This window comes from Rhizobium deserti, from assembly GCF_004358025.1.
GTDB lineage: Bacteria > Pseudomonadota > Alphaproteobacteria > Rhizobiales > Rhizobiaceae > Neorhizobium > Neorhizobium deserti.
This window is the reverse complement of sequence record NZ_SMTL01000001.1, coordinates 844,000-868,435: the sequence shown is the minus strand read 5'-3', so window position 1 is coordinate 868,435 and position 24,436 is coordinate 844,000. Positions and strand designations below refer to the sequence as shown.

Below are 24,436 nucleotides of genomic sequence, written 5' to 3'. Positions count from 1 at the left end.
CATGCCGCAACCCTATGTTAGGCAACAAGCAAGGCGGCCGCCATGGGCTGGCCGTCACAGTCCGGGGAGTTCGATGAACCCAAACTTTCGTAATTTTGCCCTCTGGGCCATTATAGCCCTGCTGCTGATCGCTTTGTTCAGCATGTTCCAGACGGCACCGACGCAGACCAGTTCGCGCGAGATTCCATATTCGCAGTTCCTGCATGATGTGGATTCGGGACGGGTGCGTGATGTCGTCGTCACGGGCAACAGGGTGCTCGGCACCTATGCCGAGAATGGTTCTGGATTCCAGACTTATTCGCCTGTTATCGACGATACGCTGATGGACAGGCTGCAGTCCAAGAACGTCACCATTGTCGCTCGCCCGGAAACTGATGGCTCGTCCGGCTTCCTGAGCTATCTCGGCACGCTTCTGCCCATGCTGCTCATCCTCGGCGTCTGGCTGTTCTTCATGCGGCAGATGCAGGGTGGAGGTCGAGGCGGCGCGATGGGCTTTGGCAAGTCCAAGGCCAAGCTTCTGACGGAGGCGCATGGTCGTGTCACCTTCGACGACGTGGCAGGCGTGGATGAAGCCAAGCAGGATCTCGAGGAAATCGTCGAATTCCTGCGCGACCCGCAAAAGTTCCAGCGCCTCGGCGGCCGCATCCCGCGCGGCGTGCTGCTCGTCGGACCTCCCGGTACGGGTAAGACCTTGCTGGCTCGTTCGGTTGCCGGCGAAGCCAATGTGCCGTTCTTCACCATTTCCGGTTCTGATTTCGTGGAAATGTTCGTCGGCGTCGGTGCAAGCCGCGTCCGCGACATGTTCGAGCAGGCCAAGAAGAATGCGCCTTGCATCATCTTCATCGACGAAATCGACGCCGTCGGCCGCCATCGTGGCGCCGGCCTTGGCGGTGGCAATGATGAGCGCGAACAGACGCTCAACCAGCTGCTGGTCGAGATGGACGGCTTCGAGGCCAACGAAGGCGTCATCCTGATTGCTGCAACCAACCGCCCTGACGTTCTCGACCCGGCGCTGCTGCGTCCCGGCCGTTTCGACCGCCAGGTCGTGGTGCCAAACCCGGACATCGTCGGCCGCGAACGCATCCTCAAGGTCCATGCCCGCAATGTTCCGCTGGCGCCGAATGTCGACCTGAAGGTTCTGGCGCGCGGTACACCGGGTTTTTCCGGTGCGGACCTGATGAACCTCGTTAACGAAGCCGCCCTCATGGCCGCCCGCCGCAACAAGCGCCTCGTCACCATGAGCGAGTTCGAAGACGCCAAGGACAAGATCATGATGGGTGCCGAGCGCCGCTCGTCCGCCATGACCGAAGCCGAAAAGAAGCTCACCGCCTATCACGAAGCCGGTCATGCGATGACCGCGTTGAGAGTTCCGGTGGCCGATCCGCTGCACAAGGCGACGATCATTCCGCGCGGTCGCGCGCTGGGCATGGTCATGCAATTGCCGGAAGGCGACCGCTACTCGATGAGCTACAAGTGGATGGTGTCGCGCCTGGTCATCATGATGGGTGGCCGCGTCGCGGAGGAACTCACCTTCGGCAAGGAAAACATCACCTCAGGTGCGTCTTCGGATATCGAGCAGGCCACCAAGCTTGCCCGGGCCATGGTTACCCAATGGGGCTTCTCCGATGTGCTTGGCCAGGTTGCCTACGGCGAGAACCAGCAGGAAGTCTTCCTCGGTCATTCCGTTTCGCAATCGAAGAACGTGTCGGAATCGACTGCCCAGAAGATCGATACGGAAGTCCGTCGCCTGATCGACGAAGCCTACACGGAAGCGCGTCGGATCCTGACCGATCATCACGATGAGTTCGTCGCCATTGCAGAAGGCCTTCTCGAATATGAGACGCTTTCCGGCGAGGAAATCAAGGGCTTGATCAAGGGCCAGAAGCCTTCGCGTGATACCGGTGATGATTCCCCGACGGCGCGCGGCTCTGCCGTGCCGAGTGCGGGATCGAAGAAGGACGAGCCCAAGGGTGGAGAGACCGAAGGCGGTCTTGAGCCTCAGCCGCACTGACGGCGAACGAAGAAACAACGAAAGCCGCCGCGGAGTTCTCCGCGGCGGCTTTCGTTTATCCTGACGCAAGGGCCACAAGCCTCGGGCTCATGGTAACGGGATATAATCGTTTTTGATGCTAATTTATATGCCTGTTCATGCGAACTATGGCATGAGCCAAGCATGATGGCTCGAGCATCCCAGCTTGGCCAGGATGATGACCGTGGGTTCTATCCCTGCGAGGACCGCGCTTAAGAGCGCGATGACGAAGGAGCATTTATGACGCGCCGCTATTTTGGTACCGATGGCATTCGTGGGCAGTCCAATATCTTTCCGATGACGCCCGATCTTGCGATGCGGGTCGGCACGGCGGTCGGCACCATGTTCCGCAACGGCAATCATCGGCACCGGGTGGTGATCGGCAAGGACACCCGCCTGTCCGGTTACATGCTTGAAAATGCCATGGTGGCAGGCTTCACAGCTGCGGGGCTCGATGTGTTCCTGCTGGGGCCGATCCCGACGCCGGCTGTCGCCATGCTGACCCGTTCTCTGCGTGCCGATGTAGGCGTCATGATCTCCGCCTCGCACAATCCTTACGAGGACAACGGCATCAAGCTTTTTGGCCCGGATGGCTATAAGCTTTCCGACGAGCTGGAAATGCAGATCGAAGACCTGCTCGACAAGGATTCCCATGCCCAGCTGGCGAAGTCGGCCGATATCGGTCGAGCCAAGCGCGTCGAGGGTGACATCTACCGCTATATCGAGCACGCCAAGCGGACATTGCCGCGCGACGTTACGCTGCAGGGCCTGCGGGTTGCGATCGACTGTGCCAATGGCGCGGCCTACAAGGTCGCGCCATTGGCACTGTGGGAACTGGGTGCCGAGGTGGTGACGATCGGTAATGAACCGAACGGCACGAATATCAACCTCGACTGCGGCTCCACCAGTCCCGCCAATCTGCAAAAGAAGGTTCATGAGGTGCGTGCCGATATCGGCATCGCGCTGGATGGCGATGCCGACCGGCTGATCATCGTCGATGAGAACGGCGAGATCATCGATGGCGACCAGTTGATGGCGGTTATCGCTGAAAGCTGGGCGGAGGAACAAAGGCTGACAGGTGGCGGTATCGTCGCCACGGTTATGTCCAATCTCGGCCTCGAGCGCTTCCTGCAGGGCAAGGGACTGGAGCTAGCGCGCACCAAGGTCGGCGACCGCTATGTGGTCGAGCATATGCGCAATCACGATTTCAATGTCGGCGGCGAGCAGTCCGGCCATATCGTGCTTTCGGATTTCGGCACGACGGGCGATGGGCTTGTTGCAGCGCTGCAGATCCTGGCCCGGGTGAAGCGTCTCGGCCGGCCCGTCAGCGACGTCTGCCGCCGCTTCGAGCCAGTGCCCCAGCTTCTGAAGAATGTCCGGTTCCAAGGTGGGAAGCCGCTCGACGACATCATCGTGCGTCAGGCGATCAGCGATGCGGAAGCTGAATTGGCAACCCGCGGCCGCCTTGTCATCCGTCCATCCGGCACCGAGCCTTTGATCCGCGTCATGGCGGAGGGTGACGACCGCGCGCAGGTCGAGCGTATCGTCGACGGCCTGGTCAACGTCATCGCCAATGCCCGATCTGCTGCCTGATCAACGAATATGCTGACGCTCAAGGGGAGGCGGCCGTGGTTCGACGGCCGTTTCAAGATGGCGCGGCTCTAGAGCGCCAGCGACTAGCCATAAAAGATTTCTGCGCGCATTGGCTGAACTGGCGCGTTGCGGCTCTCGAACGGCAGCGGCGGTTATTTGCCGCTGCATGGTAAAAGCCTGTGTCAGACCGCATCAGGTTAGTAAACAGGCATAGTTAATCTACACTTAACCTTTATCGTTCATTCTCCATGCCAGACGAGGTGGTTGTGCGCCGTGCCTGCCATACGCGATACGAGCTTTGGAGATGAAGCCATGAACAAGTGCTTGGCTGGCGCTTTCGCGCTGTTGCTGACCGTGACCACCGCAAATTCCGCAGATCTTTATCAGGCCCAGCCGGAGCCCATTCAGGATGCGCCGGAAGTGACTGTCCAGGAGGCCAGTGGCTGGTATCTCCGTGGCGATGTCGGCTATTCCTTCAACCACATGCGTGGTGCCGAGTATTTCCAGGGATCGAACAGCAATCTGGTCGATTTCAGCCGCACCTCGCTGAAGGACAGCTTTCTCGTCGGCGCCGGCGTCGGCTATCAGGTCAACAGCTACCTGCGTACTGATCTGACCTTCGATTACTTGTCCAAGGCTAAGTTCAACGGCGGCACAGACGGCTTCTGCAGCGGCGTCGCATGCTCGTCGTCCGACCGCGCCGACATGCACGCCTATTCGCTGCTGGCCAACGCCTATGTCGACCTCGGAACCTACGGCTACATTACGCCCTATATCGGCGCCGGTATCGGTGGCTCCTATGTCAAGTGGAGCAAGCTTCGCAACACGATCTGCGATGATCCGGGCGTACCGGGCTGCTACAGCACGGAACATGGCGGCGAAGGCAAATGGCGCCTGACATATGCGTTGATGGCCGGTGCATCCATCGACATCACCTGCAACCTGAAGGCCGACGTCGGCTACCGCTTCCGTCACATCGCCGGTGGCGACATGTTCGGCTACAACGCCAATGGCGGTCCTGGCCGCGACAAGGGATTTGATTCCCACGAAGCCCGAGTCGGCGCCCGCTATGTCTTTGGCGGCTGCGATGCTCCGCCGGCTTACGAGCCTGCGCCGGAGCCGATCGTCTACAAGTAATTGCTGGACCCACCATATGAAAAAGCCGCCTCCGGGCGGCTTTTTTTTGTTCCAGAGAGCAGCCGGGGACGAGGATTTGGACCGCCCTCGAAGCAGATCTGCGCCAGAAACTAATCCTGCTGCGACACAATTTCCTTGACTGCAAAGGCGGATCAGATTACCCACGCCGGCGGGACACTCCTCCCCAACGAGGAGCTAATTACCTGTGAGGGTATACATATGGCCGATGGCACCGCGAAGCCGGACACACGTCCGAACAATGCTCATTTTTCTTCTGGCCCCTGCTCCAAGCGCCCCGGTTGGTCGCTCCAAGCTCTCTCCGATGCTCCGCTCGGTCGTTCGCACCGCGCCAAGGTCGGCAAGGATAAGCTCAAGCAGGCCATCGATCTCACCCGGGAAATTCTGAACGTTCCCGCCGATTACCGGATCGGCATCGTTCCCGCCTCCGATACCGGCGCCGTCGAAATGGCGATGTGGTCGCTGCTCGGCGAGCGTGGTGTCGACATGGTCGCCTGGGAAAGCTTTGGGGGCGGCTGGGTAACCGATGTCGTCAAGCAGCTGAAGCTCAAGGACGTCCGCAAGATCGAGGCCGATTACGGCTTTCTGCCTGACCTGTCCACGATCGATTTCGACCGTGACGTGGTCTTCACCTGGAACGGCACCACATCCGGCGTGCGCGTTCCCAATGCCGATTTCATCCCGGCCGACCGCAAGGGCCTGACCATCTGCGACGCGACCTCGGCCGCCTTCGCGCAGGATCTGGATTTTGCCAAACTCGACGTTACCACCTTCTCCTGGCAGAAGGTCCTGGGTGGCGAGGGCGGTCATGGCATGATCATCCTGTCGCCGCGCGCTGTCGAACGTCTGGAAAGCTATGTTCCGGCCTGGCCACTGCCAAAAATCTTCCGCATGACGTCGGGTGGTAAAATCTCGGAAGGGATCTTCAAGGGCGAGACCATCAACACGCCGTCGATGCTCTGCGTCGAGGACTATATCGATGCGCTCAACTGGGCAAAGTCGATCGGTGGGCTGAAAGCATTGATCGCCCGCGCCGATGCCAATGCCAAAGTGATCTTCGATTTCGTCGCCGCGAACGACTGGATCGCCAACCTGGCGCAGGTCGATGAGACCCGTTCCAACACCTCCGTCTGCCTGAAGATCGCCGATGCCGACATCGCTGCTCTCGACGCAGACGCACAGGCAGCCTTTGCCAAGGGTGTGACCTCCATCCTCGAAAAGGAAGGCGTCGCACTCGACGTCGGCGCTTACCGCGACGCACCTTCCGGCTTGCGCATCTGGGCCGGCGCGACCGTCGAAGAGGCGGACATGAAGGCGCTGATGCCGTGGCTGACCTATGCATTCGAAACGCAGAAGGCAGCCCTCAACAAGGTAGCAGCCTAACCTTAGTCCGGTGCCGCGGATTGCGGCACCGTTTCCTCCAATTTCAAAGAATGAACCCCTTATCAGGAGCCCAGACCATGGCACCTCGCGTACTCGTATCCGACGAACTGTCCGAAACCGCCGTCCAGATCTTTCGCGATCGCGGCGTAGAGGTCGATTTCCAGCCAAAACTCGGCAAGGACAAGGACAAGCTTGCCGAAATCATCGGTAATTATGATGGCCTTGCCATCCGTTCGGCCACCAAGGCGACGGAAAAGCTGATCGCCGCCGCGACCAATCTCAAGGTCATCGGCCGTGCCGGTATCGGTGTCGACAATGTCGATATCCCGGCTGCGTCGAAGCGCGGTATCATCGTCATGAACACCCCGTTCGGCAACTCGATCACAACGGCCGAACACGCCATCGCGCTGATGTTCGCCGTTGCCCGCCAGCTGCCGCAGGCGGACGTTTCGACCCAGGCCGGCAAGTGGGAAAAGTCGAAGTTCATGGGCGTCGAGATTACCGGCAAGACGCTCGGCGTCATCGGCGCCGGCAATATCGGCGGCATCGTCTGCAAGAAGGCCATCGGCCTTGGCATGCATGTCATCGCCTATGACCCCTTCCTGTCGGTCGAGCGGGCCCAGGAAATGGGCGTCGAAAAGGTCGAGCTCGATGATCTGCTCGCCCGCGCCGATTTCATCACCCTGCATGTACCGATGACGGACAAGACGCGCGGCATCCTTGGCCGTGAAAACCTTGCCAAGACCAAGAAGGGCGTGCGCATCATCAACTGCGCCCGCGGCGGTCTGGTCGATGAGGCAGCGCTTGCCGAAGCCATCAAGTCCGGCCATGTCGCCGGTGCCGGTTTCGACGTGTTCGAAGTCGAGCCTGCCACGGAAAGCCCGCTCTTCGGCCTCGACAACGTCGTCTGCACGCCGCATCTGGGTGCCTCCACCACGGAAGCCCAGGAAAACGTCGCGCTGCAGGTCGCCGAGCAGATGTCGGACTACCTGGTCAAGGGTGCCGTCTCCAACGCCATCAACATGCCGTCGATCACCGCCGAGGAAGCACCGCTTCTCAAGCCTTTCATCAAGCTTGCCGATGTGCTTGGCGCCTTTGTCGGGCAGGTGACGGAAGATCCGATCAAGGAGATCGAGATCCTGTTCGACGGTGCCACCGCGACGATGAACACCAAGGCGCTGACCTCGGCCTTGCTCGCCGGCCTGATCCGCAACCAGGTTGCCGACGTCAACATGGTTTCGGCACCGATCATGATCAAGGAAAAGGGCATCGTGCTTTCCGAGGTCAAGCGCGACAAGACCGGCGTTTATGACGGTTACATCAAGCTGACAGTCACCACCGACAAGCAGACCCGCTCCGTTGCCGGTACCGTCTTCTCCGATGGCAAGCCCCGTTTCATCCAGATCAAGGGCATCAACCTCGATGCCGATGTCGGCGCCAACATGGTCTATATCTCCAATACGGACGTTCCAGGCATGATCGGCTTCATGGGCACGACGCTCGGTAATGCCGGCGTCAACATCGCCAACTTCCAGCTCGGCCGGGAGAAGGGTGGCGGCGACGCCATTGCGCTGCTCTATGTCGACGGTCCGGTTTCGGATGAGGTTCTCGGCCAGCTGACGGCCAATCCGGCAATTCGTCAGGCCAAGCAACTGACCTTCAACGTCGACTAATCTTTTCCTCCCAAGGAAGATGTGGAGAGCCTGGTGCCTGATGCGCCAGGCTTTCTGCTTTCCGGCTTCTCATACATCGTCCGGGTCACTTTCTCGTGGGTTGCAAATCGGGAACTTGGCCGCGGCTTGGCCGTTCGATATCTACTTGAGCGGGAAATTTTGCTGCGACCCCTAAAATCGTGGAGGCAGCATCGCTATATGGATCGGTAGACCGCATATGAGCGGTCATGAGGAGAAGATGATGTTATCCAAGCTTCGGCGTTTCCAGAAACTCTTCGCGATCTTCGCGGTCGGAATGGCAGTTTCGCTAACGGCCGTCGACCTGGCAGAAGCACGCCGTGCCAGTGGCGGCAGCAGCTTCGGCAGCCGCGGCACGCGAACCTTTTCGGCTCCGCCGTCCACGAGCACGGCTCCGGGCGCGGCCACAGGCATTCAGCGGTCGATGACCCCAAATACGCAGCAGAACGCGACCAATCCTGCAACGGGCTTAGGTCAGGCGGCTCAGCAGCGCCGTCCAGGCCTGTTCGGCGGTCTCGCCGGTGGCTTGCTCGGCGGCCTGGCACTTGGCGGCCTGTTCGGCATGCTGATGGGCAATGGTTTCGGCGGTGCCGCCGGCTTCCTTGGCATGCTGTTGCAGCTCGCCTTGATCGCTGGCCTTGCCATGTTCGCCATGCGTTGGTTTACACGGCGCCAGCAGACCGCCAATCCCGGCGGTAGCCCCAGCAATGGTGCCCGCCCTGGGTTTGGCCCGGCGCGGAGCAATTATGACGCGCCAAGCCAGAACACGTCGGGCTTCCAGATCCCCAAGATCGGCGGCTTTGGCAGTAGCGGCAATGCAGGCATGGGCTATAACAATACGGCACCTAGGCAGGCCGGACCTGAAACGGACGAGATCGGCATCACCAGCCGCGATCTCGACCAGTTTCAGAAGATGCTTGGCGAAGTGCAGTCGGCTTATGCGGCCGAGGATTATGCAAAACTGCGCAGCCTGACGACGCCGGAGGCTATGTCCTATCTCGCAGAGGAACTCGGAGAAAACGCCACCAAGGGCGTCAAGAACGAGGTGCAGGACGTAACGCTGCTGCAGGGCGATCTTGCCGAAGCATGGCGTGAAAACGGCCAAGATTATGCGACGGTCGCGATGCGCTATTCCAGCGTCGACTTCATGCGCGACCGGGACACGGGCGCTGTTGCCGAGGGTGATCCGAATAAGCCGACCGAGACGGTGGAAGTCTGGACCTTCGTGCGCAAGCCCGCCAATGACTGGAAGGTGTCGGCAATCCAGGCCGCCGCCTAAGGACCAAGCAGCGCGATGGTCTTTTCGTCGCGCTTGCCGTCGTAGAATTGTTGAAGGGCTCGCTCGAAAGGCGAGCCCTTTTCGGTGACCTCAGCAAATAGCGTCATCGAGCTTTTGAACTTCAGGTCGTCGGGTGAGCCGAGGATGGCGTGGGCCGAAAGCTGCCGATGCTCCAGCATGGCCGCCGTGCATTCAGAAAGCCGCGACCCAAGCACGGCATGGCGGAGGTAGGCGCTCGCCTCAGCTCGAGAGCCGATGGCAAAGCGTTGCGACATGGCCGATCCACCCAGGCCCGCCACCTGCGGGAAGATGTACCACATCCAGTGAGATCGCTTGTGCCCATTTTTTAGTTCGCCAAGGGCGATCTCATAGTCTGGTGCCTGGGCATCCACGAAGCGTTCCAGATCGAACTCTGCCTGCTTTTGACCCATCAGATTGGTCTTTCTGTTTTACGTGCCATGAAGCGTCCTTAAACGTGAAATTTTTGCGATGCCCTTTTCCATGCTGCATTGCACTCTAGCTGGGTAGTCATGGAACATTTTATCCAGGAATTCCGCAGCGACACGGCTTGGCTGCCGGATGGCTTCGTCAGCCTGACGGTCATCATTGTAGCCTTTCTTGTCGGGCTTACCATCCAGCGCTTCGGCTTTCGTGCTCTGACGCGGCTTGTGCAGAACAAGGATCTGTTCTGGCGCTCGCTGGTTTCACGCACCCGGCGCCCGATGCGACTAGCCATCCTCACCTGGACCCTGTCTTTCGGCATTACAATTGCGCCCTTGACGGGGGAACAGGCGTCAGTCCTGCGTCACGTTCTGCTGCTTTGCTTTATCATCGTGGTCGGCTGGATGGCCAAGATTGCCCTGCATGTCTGGATGATCGTTTATCTGCGGCGGTTCAAGCTGGACGCAGAAGACAATCTGCTGGCGCGCACGCATGTCACGCAGTCGCGCATCGCCGAGCGCATCGCCAGCGTCATGATCGTCGCGATCACCATCGCCGCTATGCTCATGACTTTCCCTGCAGTGCAGCAATATGGCGTCAGCCTGCTGGCATCGGCGGGTGTTGCCGGTGTCGTACTCGGCTTGGCCTTGCAGCCGGTGCTGAAGAATATCTTTGCCGGCATCCAGCTCGCCATCACCCAGCCGATCCGCATTGACGATGCGCTGATTGTCGAAGGGGAGTGGGGCAATGTCGAGGAGATCACCTCAACCTATGTGGTGGTAAAGCTTTGGGACTGGCGGCGGATGATCCTGCCGCTCAGTTACTTCATCGAGAAGCCTTTTCAGAACTGGACACGCGAAGGGGCAGCGTTGATTGGAACGGTGATGATCTACCTGGATTATGCCGTTCCGGTGCCGATTCTTCGCCGGAAGGTGGAGGAGATAGCTGCCGCGTCGCCATTATGGGACCAGCGCGTCGTGGCAGTGCAGGTGACGGATTTCCGCGAAAACGTCGTGGAGGTGCGCATCCTGATATCGGCCAGCAATGCGCCGAAGACATTCGACCTGCGGTGCGAAATGCGCGAAAAAATCATCGATTTTATTCAGCGGGAATATCCCAACAGTCTGCCGCGAGTGCGCACAGAGGGTTCTGCTTACCCAAACGGCGCCATTGCTGGAGAGACTGCCAGGACTGCTGCGCTGCAATCCTAGTCAATGCTTCCTTAAGCCTGTTAGCTGCTTTTTAGTAAATTCGGAATGAATATTGTAGCCGCCACTGAATCGCGCTATCCGAGGCGCGGGAGGCTGCATCTGGATTTGAAATGAATACGATTGAAAATATTCTCCCGCTGATCTTCTTCTTCTTTGCGATCTACGGCTTCTTCCGCTGGGTCGTCTACGACATGAACAGGTCCCCCGATCGCTAGCCGGTCCGCTCTGAGCGCGCTTATACCGGTGCCGCATCGACCGAAGGCGCGGAAGATGCCACTGGTCTGGTCAGAGGCTTAACGGCTCTGTCCGGATGATTGAACTGGCGACCGTGCTCCCGCCAGTTCATGCGCCAGGCGTTGCCGCTCCGTCACCGCCTCGAAGTCGCTTCAACTGATGCACGATGCGCAGGGAACTGGAGGCGCGCGCGGCGGATAAGTCTGAGCTTTTCGAGAGGATGCGCAACATGTCCTCTGCCTCGTCCGCAGAAATGGTGCCTCGTGCGGCAAGCCCATCGATCAACAGGAGCACGGCTCCCTCAAGTGCCAGGGACCGCCGGCGGGCTTCCAGTTCGGCTTCGGACGTTTCGGACATGACAGGCTCCTTCCATTCTACCTCTGGAATGGTTTGAAGCCCGAATTGTTCCTCTTATTTCGGGTGATGCAACTGTCTGATGCATCTTTAGGTGGCGTCTTCCGGCGTCGGATCCTGACCGCGTTGCGGCACTGGTATAGGTCGATCCAGCCGGCCCTGTTCGGCCTTGTAAAAATATTGGCTCGCGACGAGCCATCCTTTCAGCGGCCGCAGGGGAAGGATGCAGGTCACCAGCAGGAAGGGCAGCGAGATCAGAAGATGCACCCAGAAGAGCGGCTGAAACGCGACCTCGATCCAGACAGCCAGAGCAATGCTCGGTACGCAGGCAAAGCAAATTACGAAGAAAGCCGGACCATCGGCGGGATCTGCAAAGGAATAGTCGAGCCCGCAGACCTCGCAGCTTGGTCGGAGCGTCAAGAAACCATCAAACAGGTGGCCCTGACCGCAGCGGGGGCAACGGCCGCGCACGCCTGTCGCATAGGGAGAGAGTGGAGCCCAGTCTGCTTCATCTGCCATGACGTCCGACCTTTCAAGAAATCTGCAATCTGGAGTTAGGCGTTAGGCTCAACCGCACTGGACGGCAAGCAGTTCCACCGGCGCGCGGCAATCTGCCACTTCCCCAACGCGAAGGAAGAATGCGGTGGACAATCAGAGCCTGTCTCACGCCGACCACCTATCTTGGCGTAGCATGCCAGAAATGCATAGAAGGTGAGAAAACAGATGGCCGATGCAGTTCACGGGCTGGGGATGGAATATGATGGCCATTTCACCCGGCTTAAATGGCACAGGCTGCGTCGCAGTCTTTCCGATAGCCTATTTGCCGCAAATGTCATGTTGGAAGGCTTCAAACTTGGCGCCTCCATGGAACTGGATTTGCGGGTACGTGGCGACGGCGGATTTGTCGTGCTTCACGACGAGGTTCTTGAAGGAGAAACGACGGGGCAGGGCCTGATTCGAGATGCGGCTCCCGCCTCCATCCGCCAGGTAACGATCCGTGACGGCGGTCATGTCCCCATCCTCAGCGAGGATCTGGCCGACATGCTGGAGACCGCTCACCCCCAAGCCCTGCTGCAGTTCGACATGAAGGACAGGCTGGATGTCATCGGCAGACGTGGGCTTGCCCATCTGCAGGAGTACTTCTCAGCCGCAGGTCCGTCGATTATCGTCAGTGGCGCCGATCTCGATCTCATCCTAGCCGTAAAGCAGCAGATACCCGATATTTTGCGCGGGATCGATCCGACGGACAAGCTGCTGGAGATCTACGGCCATCAGGGACTAAAGGCGGTGGAAGCGGAATTGAAGTTAGATCTGCTCGGCCCGACGGAGCCGGATACCGTCTATCTTGCCTGGCAGCTCATCTTGAAAGCGGCTGGCGAGGGGCTCGACTTGATCGCTCTGACGCATGATGTCGGCAAGCGAGTCGATGCCTGGACCTACAATATGAAGGTGCCTTCAGGCGGCTTCAGCCCTTCAGAAGCGCAGGAGTTTTCAGCCCTCATGGCGCTGAAGCCCGACCAGATCACCACCGACGAGGCACCGGCGACGGAGCAGGCTTGGCTCGCTCTTCAAGCGCGCTGATCACGGATCATTATTGCCGAACGGCGAGCGGACGACGCGGCGAGTTGCGAGCCTCAGGCTTCGGTCCGGCTGGACCACGTAGGTTTCCAGCGTCAGTTCGCCGAACTCATTGCGAAATTCATGTTGCACGACACTGCCCACAGGCGCTTTCGTGAGGCGGCTGCGGGGCTGACCGCCATAGGTAATGCTTCCCGGGATTGGCTGGAGGCCGGGGCCGCTGTTCATGCCTCCGGTGGTGCATCCGGCAAGTGCCATGGCAAGACATCCGGAAATGACGAGACTTCTCACAGGCCTATCCTTGTCAATGAAACCCGAAACTGCGGGGTTCAACCGCTGTGATGATTGAAAGTTCCCATACAATAATGCACGCAAATCCTCTGGTCTGTGCCGAGATATCCGCTACACAAGGCGTTTAGGCAATGCTTCAATGAAGGGGATTTAGATCGTGACAGACAATTTCGCAGCCATGTCGATTGCGCAGCTTTCTGCTCTCTTTCAGATGCGGAAAGCCGATCCGGTCGATGTCGCCGAAGCGGTCTTTGAAACGATCGAAGCCTATTCCGACAAGGCCGTGTTCGTCACGCTCCTCAAGGATCGGGCTCGGGCGGAAGCAGAGGCATCTTCCAGGCGTTTGCGCGATGGCCGCTCGCTCGGTCTCCTGGATGGCATTCCAATTGCCTGGAAGGATTTGTTCGACATCGAGGGTATGGCAACGACCGCGGGATCGACCGTGCTCGGCAAGGAAGAACCCGCCGCCAAAGATGCGGACGTTGTCGACCTGTTGAAGCAGGCGGGCATGATCGCCATCGGGCGCACCAACATGAGCGAGTTTGCCTTTTCGGGTATCGGTATCAACCCTCACTACGGCACTCCGCTCAACCCGCGTAGCCGGGATGTCCTGCGGGTACCAGGCGGGTCATCTTCGGGCGCGGGCGTGGCCGTCGCAGCGGGCCTGGTGCCTGTGGCCATGGGCACCGATACGGGCGGCTCGGTGCGCATTCCGGCCGCCTTCAACGGCGTCGTCGGCTACAAGGCGACGCGCGGACGCTATTCCATGAGCGGCGTCTACCCATTGGCAAAGAGCCTCGATTCGCTTGGGCCCCTGTGCCGCACCGTGCAGGATGCCGCTTGGATCGACTCGGCAATGCGCGGTGTCTCGTCGGCGCCTGTGCCAAAGCGTAGCAAAGCGCAGCTGGATCTGGTTGTTCCGACCCATGGGGTTTTCGAAGGAGCCGAGCCGGGTGTGGTCGCGGCATTTGAAGCGGCCTTGGGTAGGCTTGAAGCAGCGGGTGCCCGGATCAGCCGCGAACGCTTCCCGGGCTTTGAGGAAGTGATTAGCGTGATGGGCAAATATGGTCCTCTGGTTACCGCCGAAGCTTTCGCCCTGCATCGCGATCGGCTTTCAGGCCCGGATGCCGCCGCAATGGACCCGCGTGTCGTCGCTCGCACGCGATTGGGCGAAAAGACCAGCACCGCGGACTACTTGGCTATTCTTGAAGCGCGCAGTCGCCTGATTGCTGAGACCAATGCCCTGATCGGCCATCGCTTCGTGGCGTTTCCTTCAGTCGCCCATGTGGCCCCGGCGGTCGAGCCACTGCTGGCGGACGACGAGACCTTCTTCGCGATGAACGGTAAAACGCTGCGCAACACTGCTTTCGGCAATTTCCTCGATTGGTGCGGCGTGTCCATCCCTTGCGGGACGGGCGAGGCGGGCATGCCGGTCGGCTTCTTGCTTTCCGCTGTCGGTCATCACGACGACGACCTTCTTTCTGCGGCCATGGCCCTGGAGGAGGTCATTCGCGGCTGACAGGCTCGCGTGTTTGCCGTTTTCCACCAGGACATTGTGAAACCGAGGAACACAACCACGTATCGCGGCGTTCGGCAGTGGAAGACAACAGTAGGCAAGCAACGGAGAATAACAATGTCCTACAATGTGCTGATTGTGGAAGACCAGCCGCTGATAGCCTTGGGCCTTGAGGATGCGATCGAAGCCCTCGGCCACAAGGCGGTCGGCATTGCTCGCAATACGAACGAGGCCCGTGCGCTGGCCAGTGCGGCCGACATGGCCTTTGTCGACGTCAACCTTGAAGACGGTCCGACCGGTCCAGTGATTGGGCGCGAGCTGGCTGCGGCCGACATAGCGGTGCTGTTCATGACGAGCGATCCTCAGGCGCTAGGCGACGGCGTTCCTGGAACGCTTGGAATCATCGAAAAGCCGGTCTTCGACAGGGAGTTGACCGAAGCGATCCAGTTTGTCGCCGATCGGCGCGCCGGTATGGATGGAGCTGTCCCTCCCGGATGCCTGGTGCAGTTTTCGTCCTGACCGATACAAGAGTCGCAGGCGCAATTCCGGTTGCAGTGCGGAGGGAAGGTTTTGTTCCTGCGCCCTGCAGCCTTCACATCGAAGATTTCTGCTCTATGTTGGCGGCAAATACGCGCGTTTGAAGACACGCGGTGAAGCGTGTAAAGGCGAGTATGAGCGAACTACTGGCAAAAACGGGCGTCGTAGGCCTGGACGAAATTTTGGGCGGGGGCCTTTCAAAGGGCCATGTCTTCCTGCTGGAAGGGAATCCGGGCACCGGCAAAACGACCATCGCCCTGCAGTTTCTGATCGATGGGGCGCTTAAAGGCGAGCAGGGGCTCTATATTACGCTTTCGGAGACGGAGAAGGAATTGCGCGACGGCGCAGCTTCTCATGGCATGGCTCTTCCCGATAATGTCGAGATCTTTGAACTCGTGCCGCCCGAGAGCCTGCTTGACGCAGATCACCAGCAGAGCCTGCTTTACTCTTCCGATCTCGAACTTGGCGAAACGACCAAGCTTATCTTCGACGCCTTCGAGCGGCTTAACCCAGTGCGTGTTGTCCTGGATAGCCTGTCGGAAATTCGACTGCTGGCTCAGAGTTCACTGCGCTACCGGCGCCAGATCCTGGCGCTCAAACATTATTTTGCCCGCCGCGGCGCCACAGTTCTCGTATTGGATGACCTTACGTCTGATGCACAGGACAAGGCGGTCCATAGCATCGTTCACGGGGTTATTCACCTGGAGGAGCTCTCTCCAGATTATGGAGCGGAACGGCGGCGTGTAAGGATCATCAAATATCGCGGCCAATCCTATCGCGGCGGCTATCACGATTTCATTATCAAGACTGGAGGCGTCGCGGTATTTCCGCGCCTGCGGGCAATAGAACACCGAACCTCCTTCACAAGAGAACAGATTGGCAGCGGAATTGTCGAACTTGACGCGTTGCTTGGCGGTGGCGTCGAGAAAGGGTCAAGCACCCTGGTCATTGGTCCAGCCGGTACCGGAAAAAGTATTTTTAGCCTGGCTTTCATTGCCGCTGCGGTCAGACGTGGGGAAAAGGCTGCGGTATTCCTTTTCGACGAAGAGCTCGGACTTCTGTTCAACCGCATGCGCGGCATAGGTATCGATCTTGAGCGCATGCGCGACGACGGCAATCTTCATATCGAACAGCTGGACGCGGCTGAATTATCGCCCGGGGAATTCGCCTCTCGCGTACGCGAACGCGTCGATTATGCGAATGCCAAGACGGTGCTGATCGACAGCATCAACGGTTATCAGGCGTCCATGCCTCAGGAAAACGCCTTGATCCTGCACATGCATGAACTGCTTCAATATCTCAACCGGCAGGGCGCCAATACGTTTCTCACGGTTGCTCAGCATGGCCTGGTCGGGGACATGAAGGCACCCGTCGATGTGACTTACCTTGCAGATACGGTTGTTCTGCTCCGCTACTTCGAAGCCATCGGCAGGGTAAGAAGGGCGGCTTCAGTAATCAAGAAGCGGACCGGTCCGCATGAGGAGACCATTCGAGAGTATAAAATCGGCAAGGGAGGCCTCGTCCTAGGAGCGCCGTTGAGCGATTTTCAAGGGGTACTTCGCGGCGTTCCCACCTATGTCGGCGGCGGCGTCCCCCTTTTATTGGACGGGAGCGACACTGATTCCTGATTCGCCAAGTGCTGCCCTGGTCTATGCGCCTCATGGCCGTGACGGCCAGGTTGCAGCTGCGCTTCTGAAGGAAGCGGGGGTCGTCTCGAAAGTTGTCAGTTCCTTCCAGAGCTTTGTTGCATCGCTGGGAGAGGAATGCCTTTTCATCGTGGTCACGGAGGAAACTCTGCGGACACAGGACATGCGTCCGATTCATGAATGGGTAAGATCCCAGCCAAGCTGGTCGGATCTGCCGTTTATCGTGCTGGCTCACCGCGGTGCCGGGCCGGAACGCAATCCTGCTGCAAGCCGACTGGTAGAATTGCTTGGAAACGTATCATTTCTTGAGCGGCCTTTTCATCCGACTACCTTCATCAGCGTCGTCAATACGGCCAGCAAGGGACGCCGTCGGCAATACGAGGCGCGCAACAGGGTCGAGCAACTGAACGAGAGCGAGCTTCGTCTGAAGACGGCGCTGCTGGCTGGTCGGCTTGGCACTTGGGAGCTCCGGCTTGCGGATCATACGCTGGCTGCTTCGGACGTCTGCAAGAATGTCTTTGGTTGCAAGCCTGAAGAGCAGTTTTCTTATGCGGATCTTATCGAGGCTATCCATCCCGACGATCGGGAGCGGATGCAGCGGAGCATCACCGAAACATTGCAGACAGGAAGCGATTACCTAATCGAATTCCGGGTTGTCTGGCCCGACAAAAGCGAACATTGGGCGGAGCTACGCGGGCGTATCGTGCGGGACAGGGTTGGCTTGCCTGCACGGCTGGTCGGGGTCGCCTCGGACATTAGCGAACGCAAAGCCGCAGAAGCAGCGCTTCGCTCGGTGAACGAGATCCTTGAACAGCGTGTGGAGGAGCGAACCCAGGAGCTGCGCAAGGCGCACGAACAGCTGGTCGCAGAGGCTGTCCAGCGCGAGGCGGCCGAGGAAAGGCTTCGCCAGTCCCAGAAGTTGGAAGCGCTCGGGCAGTTGACTGGCGGTGTCGCCCACGATTTCAACAATCTGCTAATGGCTGTGCTTGGTAATCTCGAACTGATCCGGAAAAACGTTGCTGAGGACGCTCGAACGGTCAGGCTTGTGGATGGAGCGTTGCAGGGCGCGCGGCGTGGGGCGTCTCTGACCCAGCGGCTTCTCGCATTTGCACGCCAGCAAGACCTGCAGGTAAAGCCCACTAACCTGGCCGATCTGGTCGAGGGCATGCGCGAGCTGCTTGTCCGTTCGGTCGGCGGCGCTATTGAAATCGCCAGTGATTTCGAGGAAGACCTGCCGCTTGTTCTCGCCGATGGCAACCAGATGGAACTCGCACTCCTGAATCTCGCCGTGAATGCGCGCGATGCCATGCAGAACGGTGGAACGATCACCATCGGCTTGCGCAAGCACCTGCATGTGCGACCAAGTAGCGATCTCCCGCGCCGTGATTATGTGTGCCTCAGTGTCACCGACACGGGCGAGGGCATGGACGCGGCTACCCTGCAGCGGGCCGTCGACCCATTCTTTTCGACCAAGGAACTTGGGAAGGGGACCGGTCTCGGTCTTTCCATGATACATGGGCTGGCGCTGCAGCTTGGTGGTGCGCTAAAGCTAGAGAGTACGCTGGGTAAAGGGACAACTGCGCAGATTTGGCTTCCAGCCACAGATCTTGCCAATCAGGAAGACGAAAAGGGAGAGATCCAAATGGTTCAGGCGCCGGAATCGCTCAAAATCCTCGTGGTCGATGACGATGCCCTGATCGCGATGAGCACGGTCGATATGCTGGAGGATCTGGGACACCGGGTGGTCGACGCTTCTTCCGGCAATGACGCCCTGGCGATCGTCTCTGCCGCCGAGGATATCGATCTTATCATTACCGACTATTCTATGCCGGGCATGAACGGCGCACAGCTCGCCAAGGCTGTAAGGGAGATCCGTCCGGATCTGCCAGTTCTCGTGGCCACCGGCTATGCGGACCTTCCGCCTGGAACCGGTATGAATCTTCCAAGGCTGAGCAAGCCCTATACCCAGGAGCAGCTCGAAAGAGAGATCGCCATCATTTTCTCTTCCCGCCACGCATGAGCTCTAGAAAGAGCGGTGCCCGACGCCGCTCAAGCTAAATACCGCGGTTCGCGCTGTCTCAGTCGCCAGACTTCCTCACCATCCGGAACCCGTGCCCCCGGCTGCGAGTTGTGGGTGGAACAAAGGAGTTCAGCGATGATCAACGAGACAGATCCGAACAAAAGCCCCCTTAGCGGTTCAATCAGTGCCGCAAAAGTCGATGAGGCTCTCGCCGCAGTCACATCGCGTCCGGATGATGACGGGCGTGATGTACTGGCGATGGACGAATTGAGCGCGCTGAGGTCTGAGGTCGCTCGGTTGAGGGAATCTGCAACCGAGGTCACGGCTGCGTCCGGACGGCTCGCTCGCACCGGCGCCATTGCACTTCGCGAAGACGTCGAAGACCGGATCCGCGTAAGACCGCTGGCTGCCGTCGCCATTGCCGCGGTGGTCGGTTATGTCTGGGGAGCGACACGATGAGCGACAACCTTGAAACGGAAACACTGAAGCTTGCCAAGGAATATGTGCGGCTGGGAGGGCAGCGGCGCGCTATCATGGACGACAATATTTCCGATACGCGCAAGTGGGAATCGGACAATCCCGAGGCCGAAGCGTTCTGGAACCAGAACATAAAGCCGCTGGACGAAGACCGGCTTCGCGAAGTGGAATCGCATCTTCCGAGTATCAATTCCGTCTGAGCGAATAAGAAGATTTGGTAGCGGGAGAGGGACTCGAACCCCCGACACGCGGATTATGATTCCGCTGCTCTAACCACCTGAGCTACCCCGCCACAGGGGCCGATGCGGAGAATATCTCGGCGCGGCCCGTTTGGATGTGCGGCTTATAAAACCCGTGTCACCGAAGTGTCAAGCATATGATGGGAGAAAAACCGGCGGGCTGGCCCGCCCGGTTTCCTTCCTCGTTTCAAGCGGCTACGGGCGCCGCAAGCAGAGCCCTCAGCGATGCCTCCGCGTCTGCAGCCCGCTCGGAGCGCTCGATGAAGCCGCCGCCGTAAACGCGCGCATCTGCCCCTTCCGCCGAATAGAGGACGCAGGCTTGGCCGGGCGCCACACCCGCTTCGCCCATAGCGAGATCGACGTAAACACCGCGCCCGTCGACACGAACGGTTGCGGGTGTCGGAGGACGGGTCGAGCGGACCTTGGCAAAGCAGGCGAAACCGTCGCGGGCGTCCTGTTCCAGCGCCTTGTCACCCAGCCAGTTCATGTCGCGAAGATAAACGCGATGAGTGTCCAGCGCTTCCTTCGGGCCGACGATGACGCGCCGGGACCGGGCGTCGAGATAGACCACGTAAAGCGGATCGCCAATCGCCACCCCCAGGCCCTTACGCTGGCCGATCGTGTAATGCACGATGCCTTCATGCCGTCCGAGCACTCGCCCGTCCATGTGTACGATATCGCCGGCCAGGGCCGCGTTCGGCTTCACCTTGCTGATGATGTCGGCATATTTGCCCTGCGGCACGAAACAGATGTCTTGGCTGTCAGCCTTTTTGGCGACGACAAGCCCCATTTCCTCGGCAAGCTCACGCACCTGCGCCTTCGGCATGCCGCCAAGCGGAAAACGCAGGTAGTCGATCTGCTCCTGCGTTGTGGCGAACAGGAACCAGCTCTGGTCGCGGTCGCCATCGACCGGGCGGAAAAGCGCACGGCGGCCAGGGTTTTCCGGCGTCGGATTTGGAGCGGAGCGGATATAGTGGCCTGTCGCAAGGGCGTCGGCGCCGAGATCCTTGGCAGTCGCCAGCAGATCGGCGAACTTGACGGTCTGATTGCAGGCGACGCAGGGGACGGGGGTTTCGCCCATGGCATAGGCTTCAGCGAAGGGATTGATCACCGTTTCGCGGAACCGCTTCTCGTAATCCAAAACGTAGTGCGGAATGCCGAGCGTCTCACAGACCCGGCGCGCATCATCGATGTCCTGCCCGGCGCAGCAGGAACCGGCGCGATGGACAGCGGCACCGTGATCATAAAGCTGCAGCGTGATGCCGAGCACGTCATAGCCCTGACGCTTGAGAAGGCCAGCGACGACGGAGGAATCCACGCCTCCCGACATAGCAACGACAACACGGGTGTCTTCCGGCCTTTTGTTGAAATCCAGCGTATTCACGGAACTCTCTCGGTCTAATCTCAAGGCCGCCGGATCGTACGGCGGCGGAGGTCGTGGCCCGGAGCGGGATCGGCCGCACGCGGGCATTCCCTGCCGATATAGAAAGGAATGGCCCCGGGCGCAAGAAGCACGTCAATGAGAGCCCGAACGGCAGGTCAAGTGCTCGATCAGGTGCGGCGGCCGACTTCTTTGGCCAGAGCCTCGAAATCTGCCGCAACGCCTTTTCCGTCTGCCTCATTGGCCAGGAGCAGCAGGCGGATCGGGAAAGCGACTGCCTTCTGATGCGAAGGCGATACGCTGGCCGCCTTGTTGTCCGAAATCGCGACGGCTTCGGCCGCCTGCAGGGCTTCACGGATTTCGTCATGCGAGGCCACGCCCTTCTGGATGAGGAGGCGGTTCATTGCAGCAATCGCGAGATAAAGGCCTTCTAGCTGGGGGTTGGCTGTGTTCATCGATCTCTCCCATATTCGACGAGGCGGTAGCACGGCCCTAGCGCCGAAACCGGATCTTGTGCCTCATTTGCCTCGGCTTCGGCGGCCGCTTGATCGTCGTTCAACCCAATGCGGAGAAACTTTGTTCCGCCCGCTGCTGCGGGAACCTTTTTCCTTTGTTCCCGTTCATTTTCACGACATCAAAAGGAGAAGGTCATGAACAGCATCGTTTGGTTGGTTGGCGCCGTCGTTATCGTCATCGCAGTTCTCAATCTCGTTGGATTTGCTTGATTTATTGACGAACGGAAGCTTTGCTTCCATCATTAGAAAGGCGCCGCTTCCTCCCGGAAGCGGCGCCTTTTGCTAATGTACTAACCTTCCCGCTCAGGTGCGCAGCAGCGCAAAGGGATGGTCCGCGAAGACCCAGTTGACGGCAATACGGTCCTTGGGATCGATCGTCGTGCCGGTGCAGATGTCGCTATAGCGATGGTCGGCAAGCCGAGCTGGCAGGACCACTTCCGTTTCGGCCCAGCGATTCTCCGGGTCGACGTCCAGTGCCGGGTTGAGGGCATTGAAAACGAGCCGCGGGACGATGACCACGAGCGCATCTTCGGCATCGGCGCGCGCAAAGGCAGCAATGTTGCCCGCCCGCTTGCCGACCACTTCCAGCGGAATATATTCGCCCTTGCGAAAGAGCGACGGTAGCTCCTGACGAAGGCGCAGCAGCGTGGCGATCACGTGCTGCTTCAACCGCCCGGACTGCCACTCCTCTTCTTCCGCCGAGGCTAGCTTTTCCTTTTCGGTCAACTGCTGCTGCAACATGGCGAAATCCGGTTCGCGCCGGTTGTCGGGATCGACAAGGCTGAGATCCAGTCCCTCGCTGCCCTGATAGATGTCGGGAACGCCCGGAGCCGTCAGCTTGATGATGGACTGGCTGAGGCTGTTCACCAGGCCGCTGCGGACGAAGGGGCGCAGGGCATGAGAAAAGTCTTCCAGAAAATCACTGTTCTGAGGCGAGAGGAGGTTGCGAGCATAAGAGATCACCGCCTGCTCATAGGCTTCGTTGGGGCCGTTCCAATTAGTCCGCAGTTTTGCTTCGCGAAGCGCCTTTTCCACATAGGCCACGAACCGCTCTTCGAGTGCCTTCAAGCCTGCTGTATCCGGCAGGCTCAGATCCGTCGGCCAGACGCCGGCCAGTGCCTGATAAAGCATCCACTCGACCTCTGGCTCCGGGGCCGGCCCGTCGGCAAGATCCTGTCGTGCAGAGCCGTTCATCTCGCGCCACCGGCTGACCGATTCGGCCCATAGATCCGGCGCTTCGCTCAATACATAAAGACGGGCACGTGCATCTTCGCCGCGCTTGGTGTCATGGGTCGACGTGCCGGAGAGGGCATCGGGTTGCCTTTCGAGGCGCGTTTGCATTTCCGCATGGAAGCGCTCCAGTGAATGCACCCTTGGCAAGGGTTCGCTGCCCACTTCGTTCAGCGCGAGCGCCGCGTGCTGGCGGAAGAAGAGCGTGTCTTCGACTGATTTTGCCATCAGCGGCCCTGTCAGCTGCTGAAATCGGATGCGGAAGGTCGTGGAGTCGGCGGCAGCCGCGCCCGCCACGTCCCCTTTAAGCAGGCGTTCGAAATAGGCCAGCGCCTGCTCATCGGGTGCATTAGGCCCCCGGCGCACGGTGTCGACGACTTTTTCCAGCGTCTGCCGGCTTTCGGGCGGCAGGCCATTCGCCGTGCCATAGGTGCGGTAGACGGGGAAGGCGACGAGAAGCTCGCGCAGGGCAGCCTTGATCTTTTCTTCGGCCAGCGGTGCAGCTTTGCCTTCTGCTTCCTGGATCTGCAGGGCGAGCTTCAGGAGTGTGGAAACTTCGCCGGCAAAGTTGTTGTCCGCCATCAGCAGCTTAGCCTTGCGCAGTTCGGCTGCCATGTCGGCAGGATTGCCGGTCATCTCGCCGTAGGCACTGCGCAGGCGCTCGATCCCGTCGCTATCGACGAGAACGTCGCTCAGGGCGGAAATGAATTCATATCCGGTCGTGCCGGATATCGGCCAGTCGGCGGGGATCTGCTCACCTTCGCCGAGGATTTTCTCCACGGTGATGTAGCAATCCGGTCCGGCTTCCTGCCGCAGCCGCTCAAGATAGGATTTGGGATCGGCAAGTCCGTCGACATGGTCGACGCGCAGGCCGTCAACCTTGCCGCTGCGAACCAGTTCGAGGATCAGCCGGTGAGTGTCGTCGAAGACCGGACCGTCCTCGACACGAACGCCGGCAAGGCCGGTGATTTCGAAGAAGCGGCGATAAGAAAGCTCCCGCGGCGCATCCCTCCAGGACATCAGCCGATAGGATTGCTGGTCGTGCAGGCTGGCAATGTCGTTTTTGCCGCTGATCTTCAAAACCTCCGCCTCGCGCCCGGTATAGGTTTGAGGATTGAGGGGATAGAAGCTTTCAAAATAGGCGAGGGCAGGCTTGCCGGTCCTTGGGTCAGCCTTCACCGAAATATCGCCGGCTTCGAGGACGGTCTCGAAACTATCGCCGAGGAAAGGCAAAGTCAGGCGGCGGTTCCAGTCAATGTCGAAATGCCGGGCGTACCTGCTCTCCTTGCCGTTCTCCACCACATCGCGCCACCAGGCGTTCTCCAGGGACGCTGCCATGTGGTTGGGCACGATGTCCAGGATGAGGCCGAGGCCGTGCTCCTTCAAGGCGCTGGACAGGCGCTCGAACCCTTCACGCCCGCCGATCGTCGGATCGATCTCATTGGCATCGGTCACATCATATCCGTGTGTCGAGCCGGCAGTCGCCGTGAAGATCGGCGAAGCGTAGAAGTGGCTGATGCCGAGCCGCTTCATATAGGGCACCAGGCCGGCTGCCCGATCGAATGTCATGCCGTTGCGGAATTGAATGCGGTAGGTAGAGGTAGGGATCTTCATGCGGCATCTCCTGCAGCTTCAG

The 24,436-nt window shown here is 59.6% G+C and carries 21 protein-coding genes and 1 tRNA gene; 14 read left to right on the top strand and 8 right to left on the bottom strand.

From position 1 onward, the window contains the following. The first annotated feature begins 73 nt into the window (after window positions 1–73). From ftsH to E2F50_RS04150, 6 genes are all read left to right on the top strand, one after another. Entirely contained in the window at window positions 74–2,011 is a 1,938-nt protein-coding gene (gene ftsH / locus E2F50_RS04175) for an ATP-dependent zinc metalloprotease FtsH (RefSeq protein WP_133314773.1), read from the top strand. 258 nt (window positions 2,012–2,269) lie between these two features. After that, window positions 2,270–3,622: a phosphoglucosamine mutase gene (gene glmM, locus E2F50_RS04170; protein ID WP_133314772.1), complete on the top strand. Its 1,353-nt coding sequence runs from the start codon at window positions 2,270–2,272 to the stop codon at window positions 3,620–3,622. A gap of 312 nt (window positions 3,623–3,934) precedes the next feature. After that, the gene (locus E2F50_RS04165) at window positions 3,935–4,759 is read left to right on the top strand and encodes an outer membrane protein (RefSeq protein ID WP_133314771.1); all 825 of its coding nucleotides are present in this window, start codon (window positions 3,935–3,937) and stop codon (window positions 4,757–4,759) included. 219 nt (window positions 4,760–4,978) lie between these two features. Further along, window positions 4,979–6,160 (top strand): phosphoserine transaminase, encoded by a 1,182-nt coding sequence (locus tag E2F50_RS04160; RefSeq protein ID WP_133314770.1) that lies wholly within the window; start codon window positions 4,979–4,981, stop codon window positions 6,158–6,160. Between the two features lie 77 nt (window positions 6,161–6,237). Further along, a complete protein-coding gene (serA, locus tag E2F50_RS04155; RefSeq protein ID WP_133314769.1) occupies window positions 6,238–7,833 on the top strand; it encodes a phosphoglycerate dehydrogenase in 1,596 nt (531 codons plus the stop codon). 241 nt (window positions 7,834–8,074) lie between these two features. After that, window positions 8,075–9,130, top strand: a complete 1,056-nt coding sequence (locus E2F50_RS04150) for a Tim44 domain-containing protein (RefSeq protein ID WP_133314768.1) — start codon at window positions 8,075–8,077, stop codon at window positions 9,128–9,130. Here E2F50_RS04150 and E2F50_RS04145 read toward each other — a convergent pair. Further along, window positions 9,127–9,561, bottom strand: coding sequence for a DUF1810 domain-containing protein (locus tag E2F50_RS04145; protein WP_133314767.1), 435 nt, complete (start codon window positions 9,559–9,561; stop codon window positions 9,127–9,129). The two genes, E2F50_RS04150 and E2F50_RS04145, sit on opposite strands and share 4 nt — an antisense overlap. A gap of 99 nt (window positions 9,562–9,660) precedes the next feature. Between E2F50_RS04145 and E2F50_RS04140 the strand changes: the two genes are divergently transcribed. Further along, complete coding sequence (locus E2F50_RS04140; RefSeq protein ID WP_133314766.1) at window positions 9,661–10,782, top strand: mechanosensitive ion channel family protein; 1,122 nt, start codon at window positions 9,661–9,663, stop codon at window positions 10,780–10,782. A 342-nt stretch (window positions 10,783–11,124) separates the two neighbouring features. Here E2F50_RS04140 and E2F50_RS04135 read toward each other — a convergent pair whose 3' ends face one another. After that, window positions 11,125–11,373: a hypothetical protein gene (locus tag E2F50_RS04135; protein ID WP_133314765.1), complete on the bottom strand. Its 249-nt coding sequence runs from the start codon at window positions 11,371–11,373 to the stop codon at window positions 11,125–11,127. A gap of 87 nt (window positions 11,374–11,460) precedes the next feature. Next, the gene (locus E2F50_RS04130; protein ID WP_133314764.1) at window positions 11,461–11,889 is read right to left on the bottom strand and encodes a DUF983 domain-containing protein; all 429 of its coding nucleotides are present in this window, start codon (window positions 11,887–11,889) and stop codon (window positions 11,461–11,463) included. A 204-nt stretch (window positions 11,890–12,093) separates the two neighbouring features. Here E2F50_RS04130 and E2F50_RS04125 point away from each other — a divergent pair, with 204 nt between their 5' ends. After that, window positions 12,094–12,951, top strand: coding sequence for a glycerophosphodiester phosphodiesterase (locus E2F50_RS04125; protein WP_133314763.1), 858 nt, complete (start codon window positions 12,094–12,096; stop codon window positions 12,949–12,951). Here the strand turns inward: E2F50_RS04125 and E2F50_RS04120 are convergent, their stop codons facing one another. Then, on the bottom strand, window positions 12,952–13,281 hold the full coding sequence (locus tag E2F50_RS04120) for a hypothetical protein (protein WP_425375349.1): 330 nt from the start codon (window positions 13,279–13,281) through the stop codon (window positions 12,952–12,954). 115 nt (window positions 13,282–13,396) lie between these two features. Between E2F50_RS04120 and E2F50_RS04115 the strand changes: the two genes are divergently transcribed. The 6 genes from E2F50_RS04115 to E2F50_RS04090 all read left to right on the top strand — a co-directional run bounded on the left by E2F50_RS04115 (window position 13,397) and on the right by E2F50_RS04090 (window position 19,635). Then, window positions 13,397–14,758, top strand: coding sequence for an amidase (locus E2F50_RS04115; RefSeq protein WP_133314761.1), 1,362 nt, complete (start codon window positions 13,397–13,399; stop codon window positions 14,756–14,758). A gap of 108 nt (window positions 14,759–14,866) precedes the next feature. Continuing rightward, a complete protein-coding gene (locus tag E2F50_RS04110) occupies window positions 14,867–15,274 on the top strand; it encodes a response regulator (RefSeq protein WP_281029179.1) in 408 nt (135 codons plus the stop codon). Window positions 15,275–15,426: 152 nt separating this feature from the next. Beyond that, on the top strand, window positions 15,427–16,920 hold the full coding sequence (locus E2F50_RS04105) for an ATPase domain-containing protein (protein WP_133314759.1): 1,494 nt from the start codon (window positions 15,427–15,429) through the stop codon (window positions 16,918–16,920). Continuing rightward, window positions 16,868–18,958: a hybrid sensor histidine kinase/response regulator gene (locus E2F50_RS04100; protein ID WP_133314758.1), complete on the top strand. Its 2,091-nt coding sequence runs from the start codon at window positions 16,868–16,870 to the stop codon at window positions 18,956–18,958. The genes E2F50_RS04105 and E2F50_RS04100 overlap by 53 nt, the downstream gene beginning before the upstream one ends. A 135-nt stretch (window positions 18,959–19,093) precedes the next feature. Next, window positions 19,094–19,417, top strand: a complete 324-nt coding sequence (locus E2F50_RS04095; protein ID WP_133314757.1) for a hypothetical protein — start codon at window positions 19,094–19,096, stop codon at window positions 19,415–19,417. Then, window positions 19,414–19,635 carry a hypothetical protein gene (locus E2F50_RS04090; protein WP_133314756.1) on the top strand — a complete coding sequence of 74 codons (222 nt, stop codon included), beginning with the start codon at window positions 19,414–19,416 and terminating at the stop codon, window positions 19,633–19,635. Before E2F50_RS04095 ends, E2F50_RS04090 begins: the two co-directional genes overlap by 4 nt. Before the next feature lie 15 nt (window positions 19,636–19,650). On the opposite strand, the gene E2F50_RS04085 is transcribed toward E2F50_RS04090, so the two are convergent. The 4 genes from E2F50_RS04085 to treY form a co-directional block, all read right to left on the bottom strand. Next, a tRNA-Met gene (locus tag E2F50_RS04085) sits at window positions 19,651–19,727 on the bottom strand. A 134-nt stretch (window positions 19,728–19,861) separates the two neighbouring features. Further along, window positions 19,862–21,058 (bottom strand): tRNA 2-thiouridine(34) synthase MnmA, encoded by a 1,197-nt coding sequence (gene mnmA, locus E2F50_RS04080; RefSeq protein WP_133314755.1) that lies wholly within the window; start codon window positions 21,056–21,058, stop codon window positions 19,862–19,864. Window positions 21,059–21,225: 167 nt separating this feature from the next. Continuing rightward, a complete protein-coding gene (locus E2F50_RS04075; RefSeq protein ID WP_133314754.1) occupies window positions 21,226–21,510 on the bottom strand; it encodes a hypothetical protein in 285 nt (94 codons plus the stop codon). Between the two features lie 363 nt (window positions 21,511–21,873). Then, window positions 21,874–24,414 carry a malto-oligosyltrehalose synthase gene (treY, locus tag E2F50_RS04070; RefSeq protein WP_133314753.1) on the bottom strand — a complete coding sequence of 847 codons (2,541 nt, stop codon included), beginning with the start codon at window positions 24,412–24,414 and terminating at the stop codon, window positions 21,874–21,876. Window positions 24,415–24,436: the final 22 nt, after the last annotated feature.

What these genes read in the sequence shown, in the direction of transcription:
- ftsH (WP_133314773.1), top strand. Translation starts at nt 74, where the DNA reads ATGAACCCAAACTTTCGTAATTTTGCCCTCTGGGCCATTATAGCCCTG.
- glmM (WP_133314772.1), top strand. Translation starts at nt 2,270, where the DNA reads ATGACGCGCCGCTATTTTGGTACCGATGGCATTCGTGGGCAGTCCAAT.
- E2F50_RS04165 (WP_133314771.1), top strand. Translation starts at nt 3,935, where the DNA reads ATGAACAAGTGCTTGGCTGGCGCTTTCGCGCTGTTGCTGACCGTGACC.
- E2F50_RS04160 (WP_133314770.1), top strand. Translation starts at nt 4,979, where the DNA reads ATGGCCGATGGCACCGCGAAGCCGGACACACGTCCGAACAATGCTCAT.
- serA (WP_133314769.1), top strand. Translation starts at nt 6,238, where the DNA reads ATGGCACCTCGCGTACTCGTATCCGACGAACTGTCCGAAACCGCCGTC.
- E2F50_RS04150 (WP_133314768.1), top strand. Translation starts at nt 8,075, where the DNA reads ATGTTATCCAAGCTTCGGCGTTTCCAGAAACTCTTCGCGATCTTCGCG.
- E2F50_RS04145 (WP_133314767.1), bottom strand. Translation starts at nt 9,561, where the DNA reads ATGGGTCAAAAGCAGGCAGAGTTCGATCTGGAACGCTTCGTGGATGCC.
- E2F50_RS04140 (WP_133314766.1), top strand. Translation starts at nt 9,661, where the DNA reads ATGGAACATTTTATCCAGGAATTCCGCAGCGACACGGCTTGGCTGCCG.
- E2F50_RS04135 (WP_133314765.1), bottom strand. Translation starts at nt 11,373, where the DNA reads ATGTCCGAAACGTCCGAAGCCGAACTGGAAGCCCGCCGGCGGTCCCTG.
- E2F50_RS04130 (WP_133314764.1), bottom strand. Translation starts at nt 11,889, where the DNA reads ATGGCAGATGAAGCAGACTGGGCTCCACTCTCTCCCTATGCGACAGGC.
- E2F50_RS04125 (WP_133314763.1), top strand. Translation starts at nt 12,094, where the DNA reads ATGGCCGATGCAGTTCACGGGCTGGGGATGGAATATGATGGCCATTTC.
- E2F50_RS04105 (WP_133314759.1), top strand. Translation starts at nt 15,427, where the DNA reads ATGAGCGAACTACTGGCAAAAACGGGCGTCGTAGGCCTGGACGAAATT.
- E2F50_RS04100 (WP_133314758.1), top strand. Translation starts at nt 16,868, where the DNA reads ATGTCGGCGGCGGCGTCCCCCTTTTATTGGACGGGAGCGACACTGATT.
- E2F50_RS04095 (WP_133314757.1), top strand. Translation starts at nt 19,094, where the DNA reads ATGATCAACGAGACAGATCCGAACAAAAGCCCCCTTAGCGGTTCAATC.
- E2F50_RS04090 (WP_133314756.1), top strand. Translation starts at nt 19,414, where the DNA reads ATGAGCGACAACCTTGAAACGGAAACACTGAAGCTTGCCAAGGAATAT.
- E2F50_RS04075 (WP_133314754.1), bottom strand. Translation starts at nt 21,510, where the DNA reads ATGAACACAGCCAACCCCCAGCTAGAAGGCCTTTATCTCGCGATTGCT.
- treY (WP_133314753.1), bottom strand. Translation starts at nt 24,414, where the DNA reads ATGAAGATCCCTACCTCTACCTACCGCATTCAATTCCGCAACGGCATG.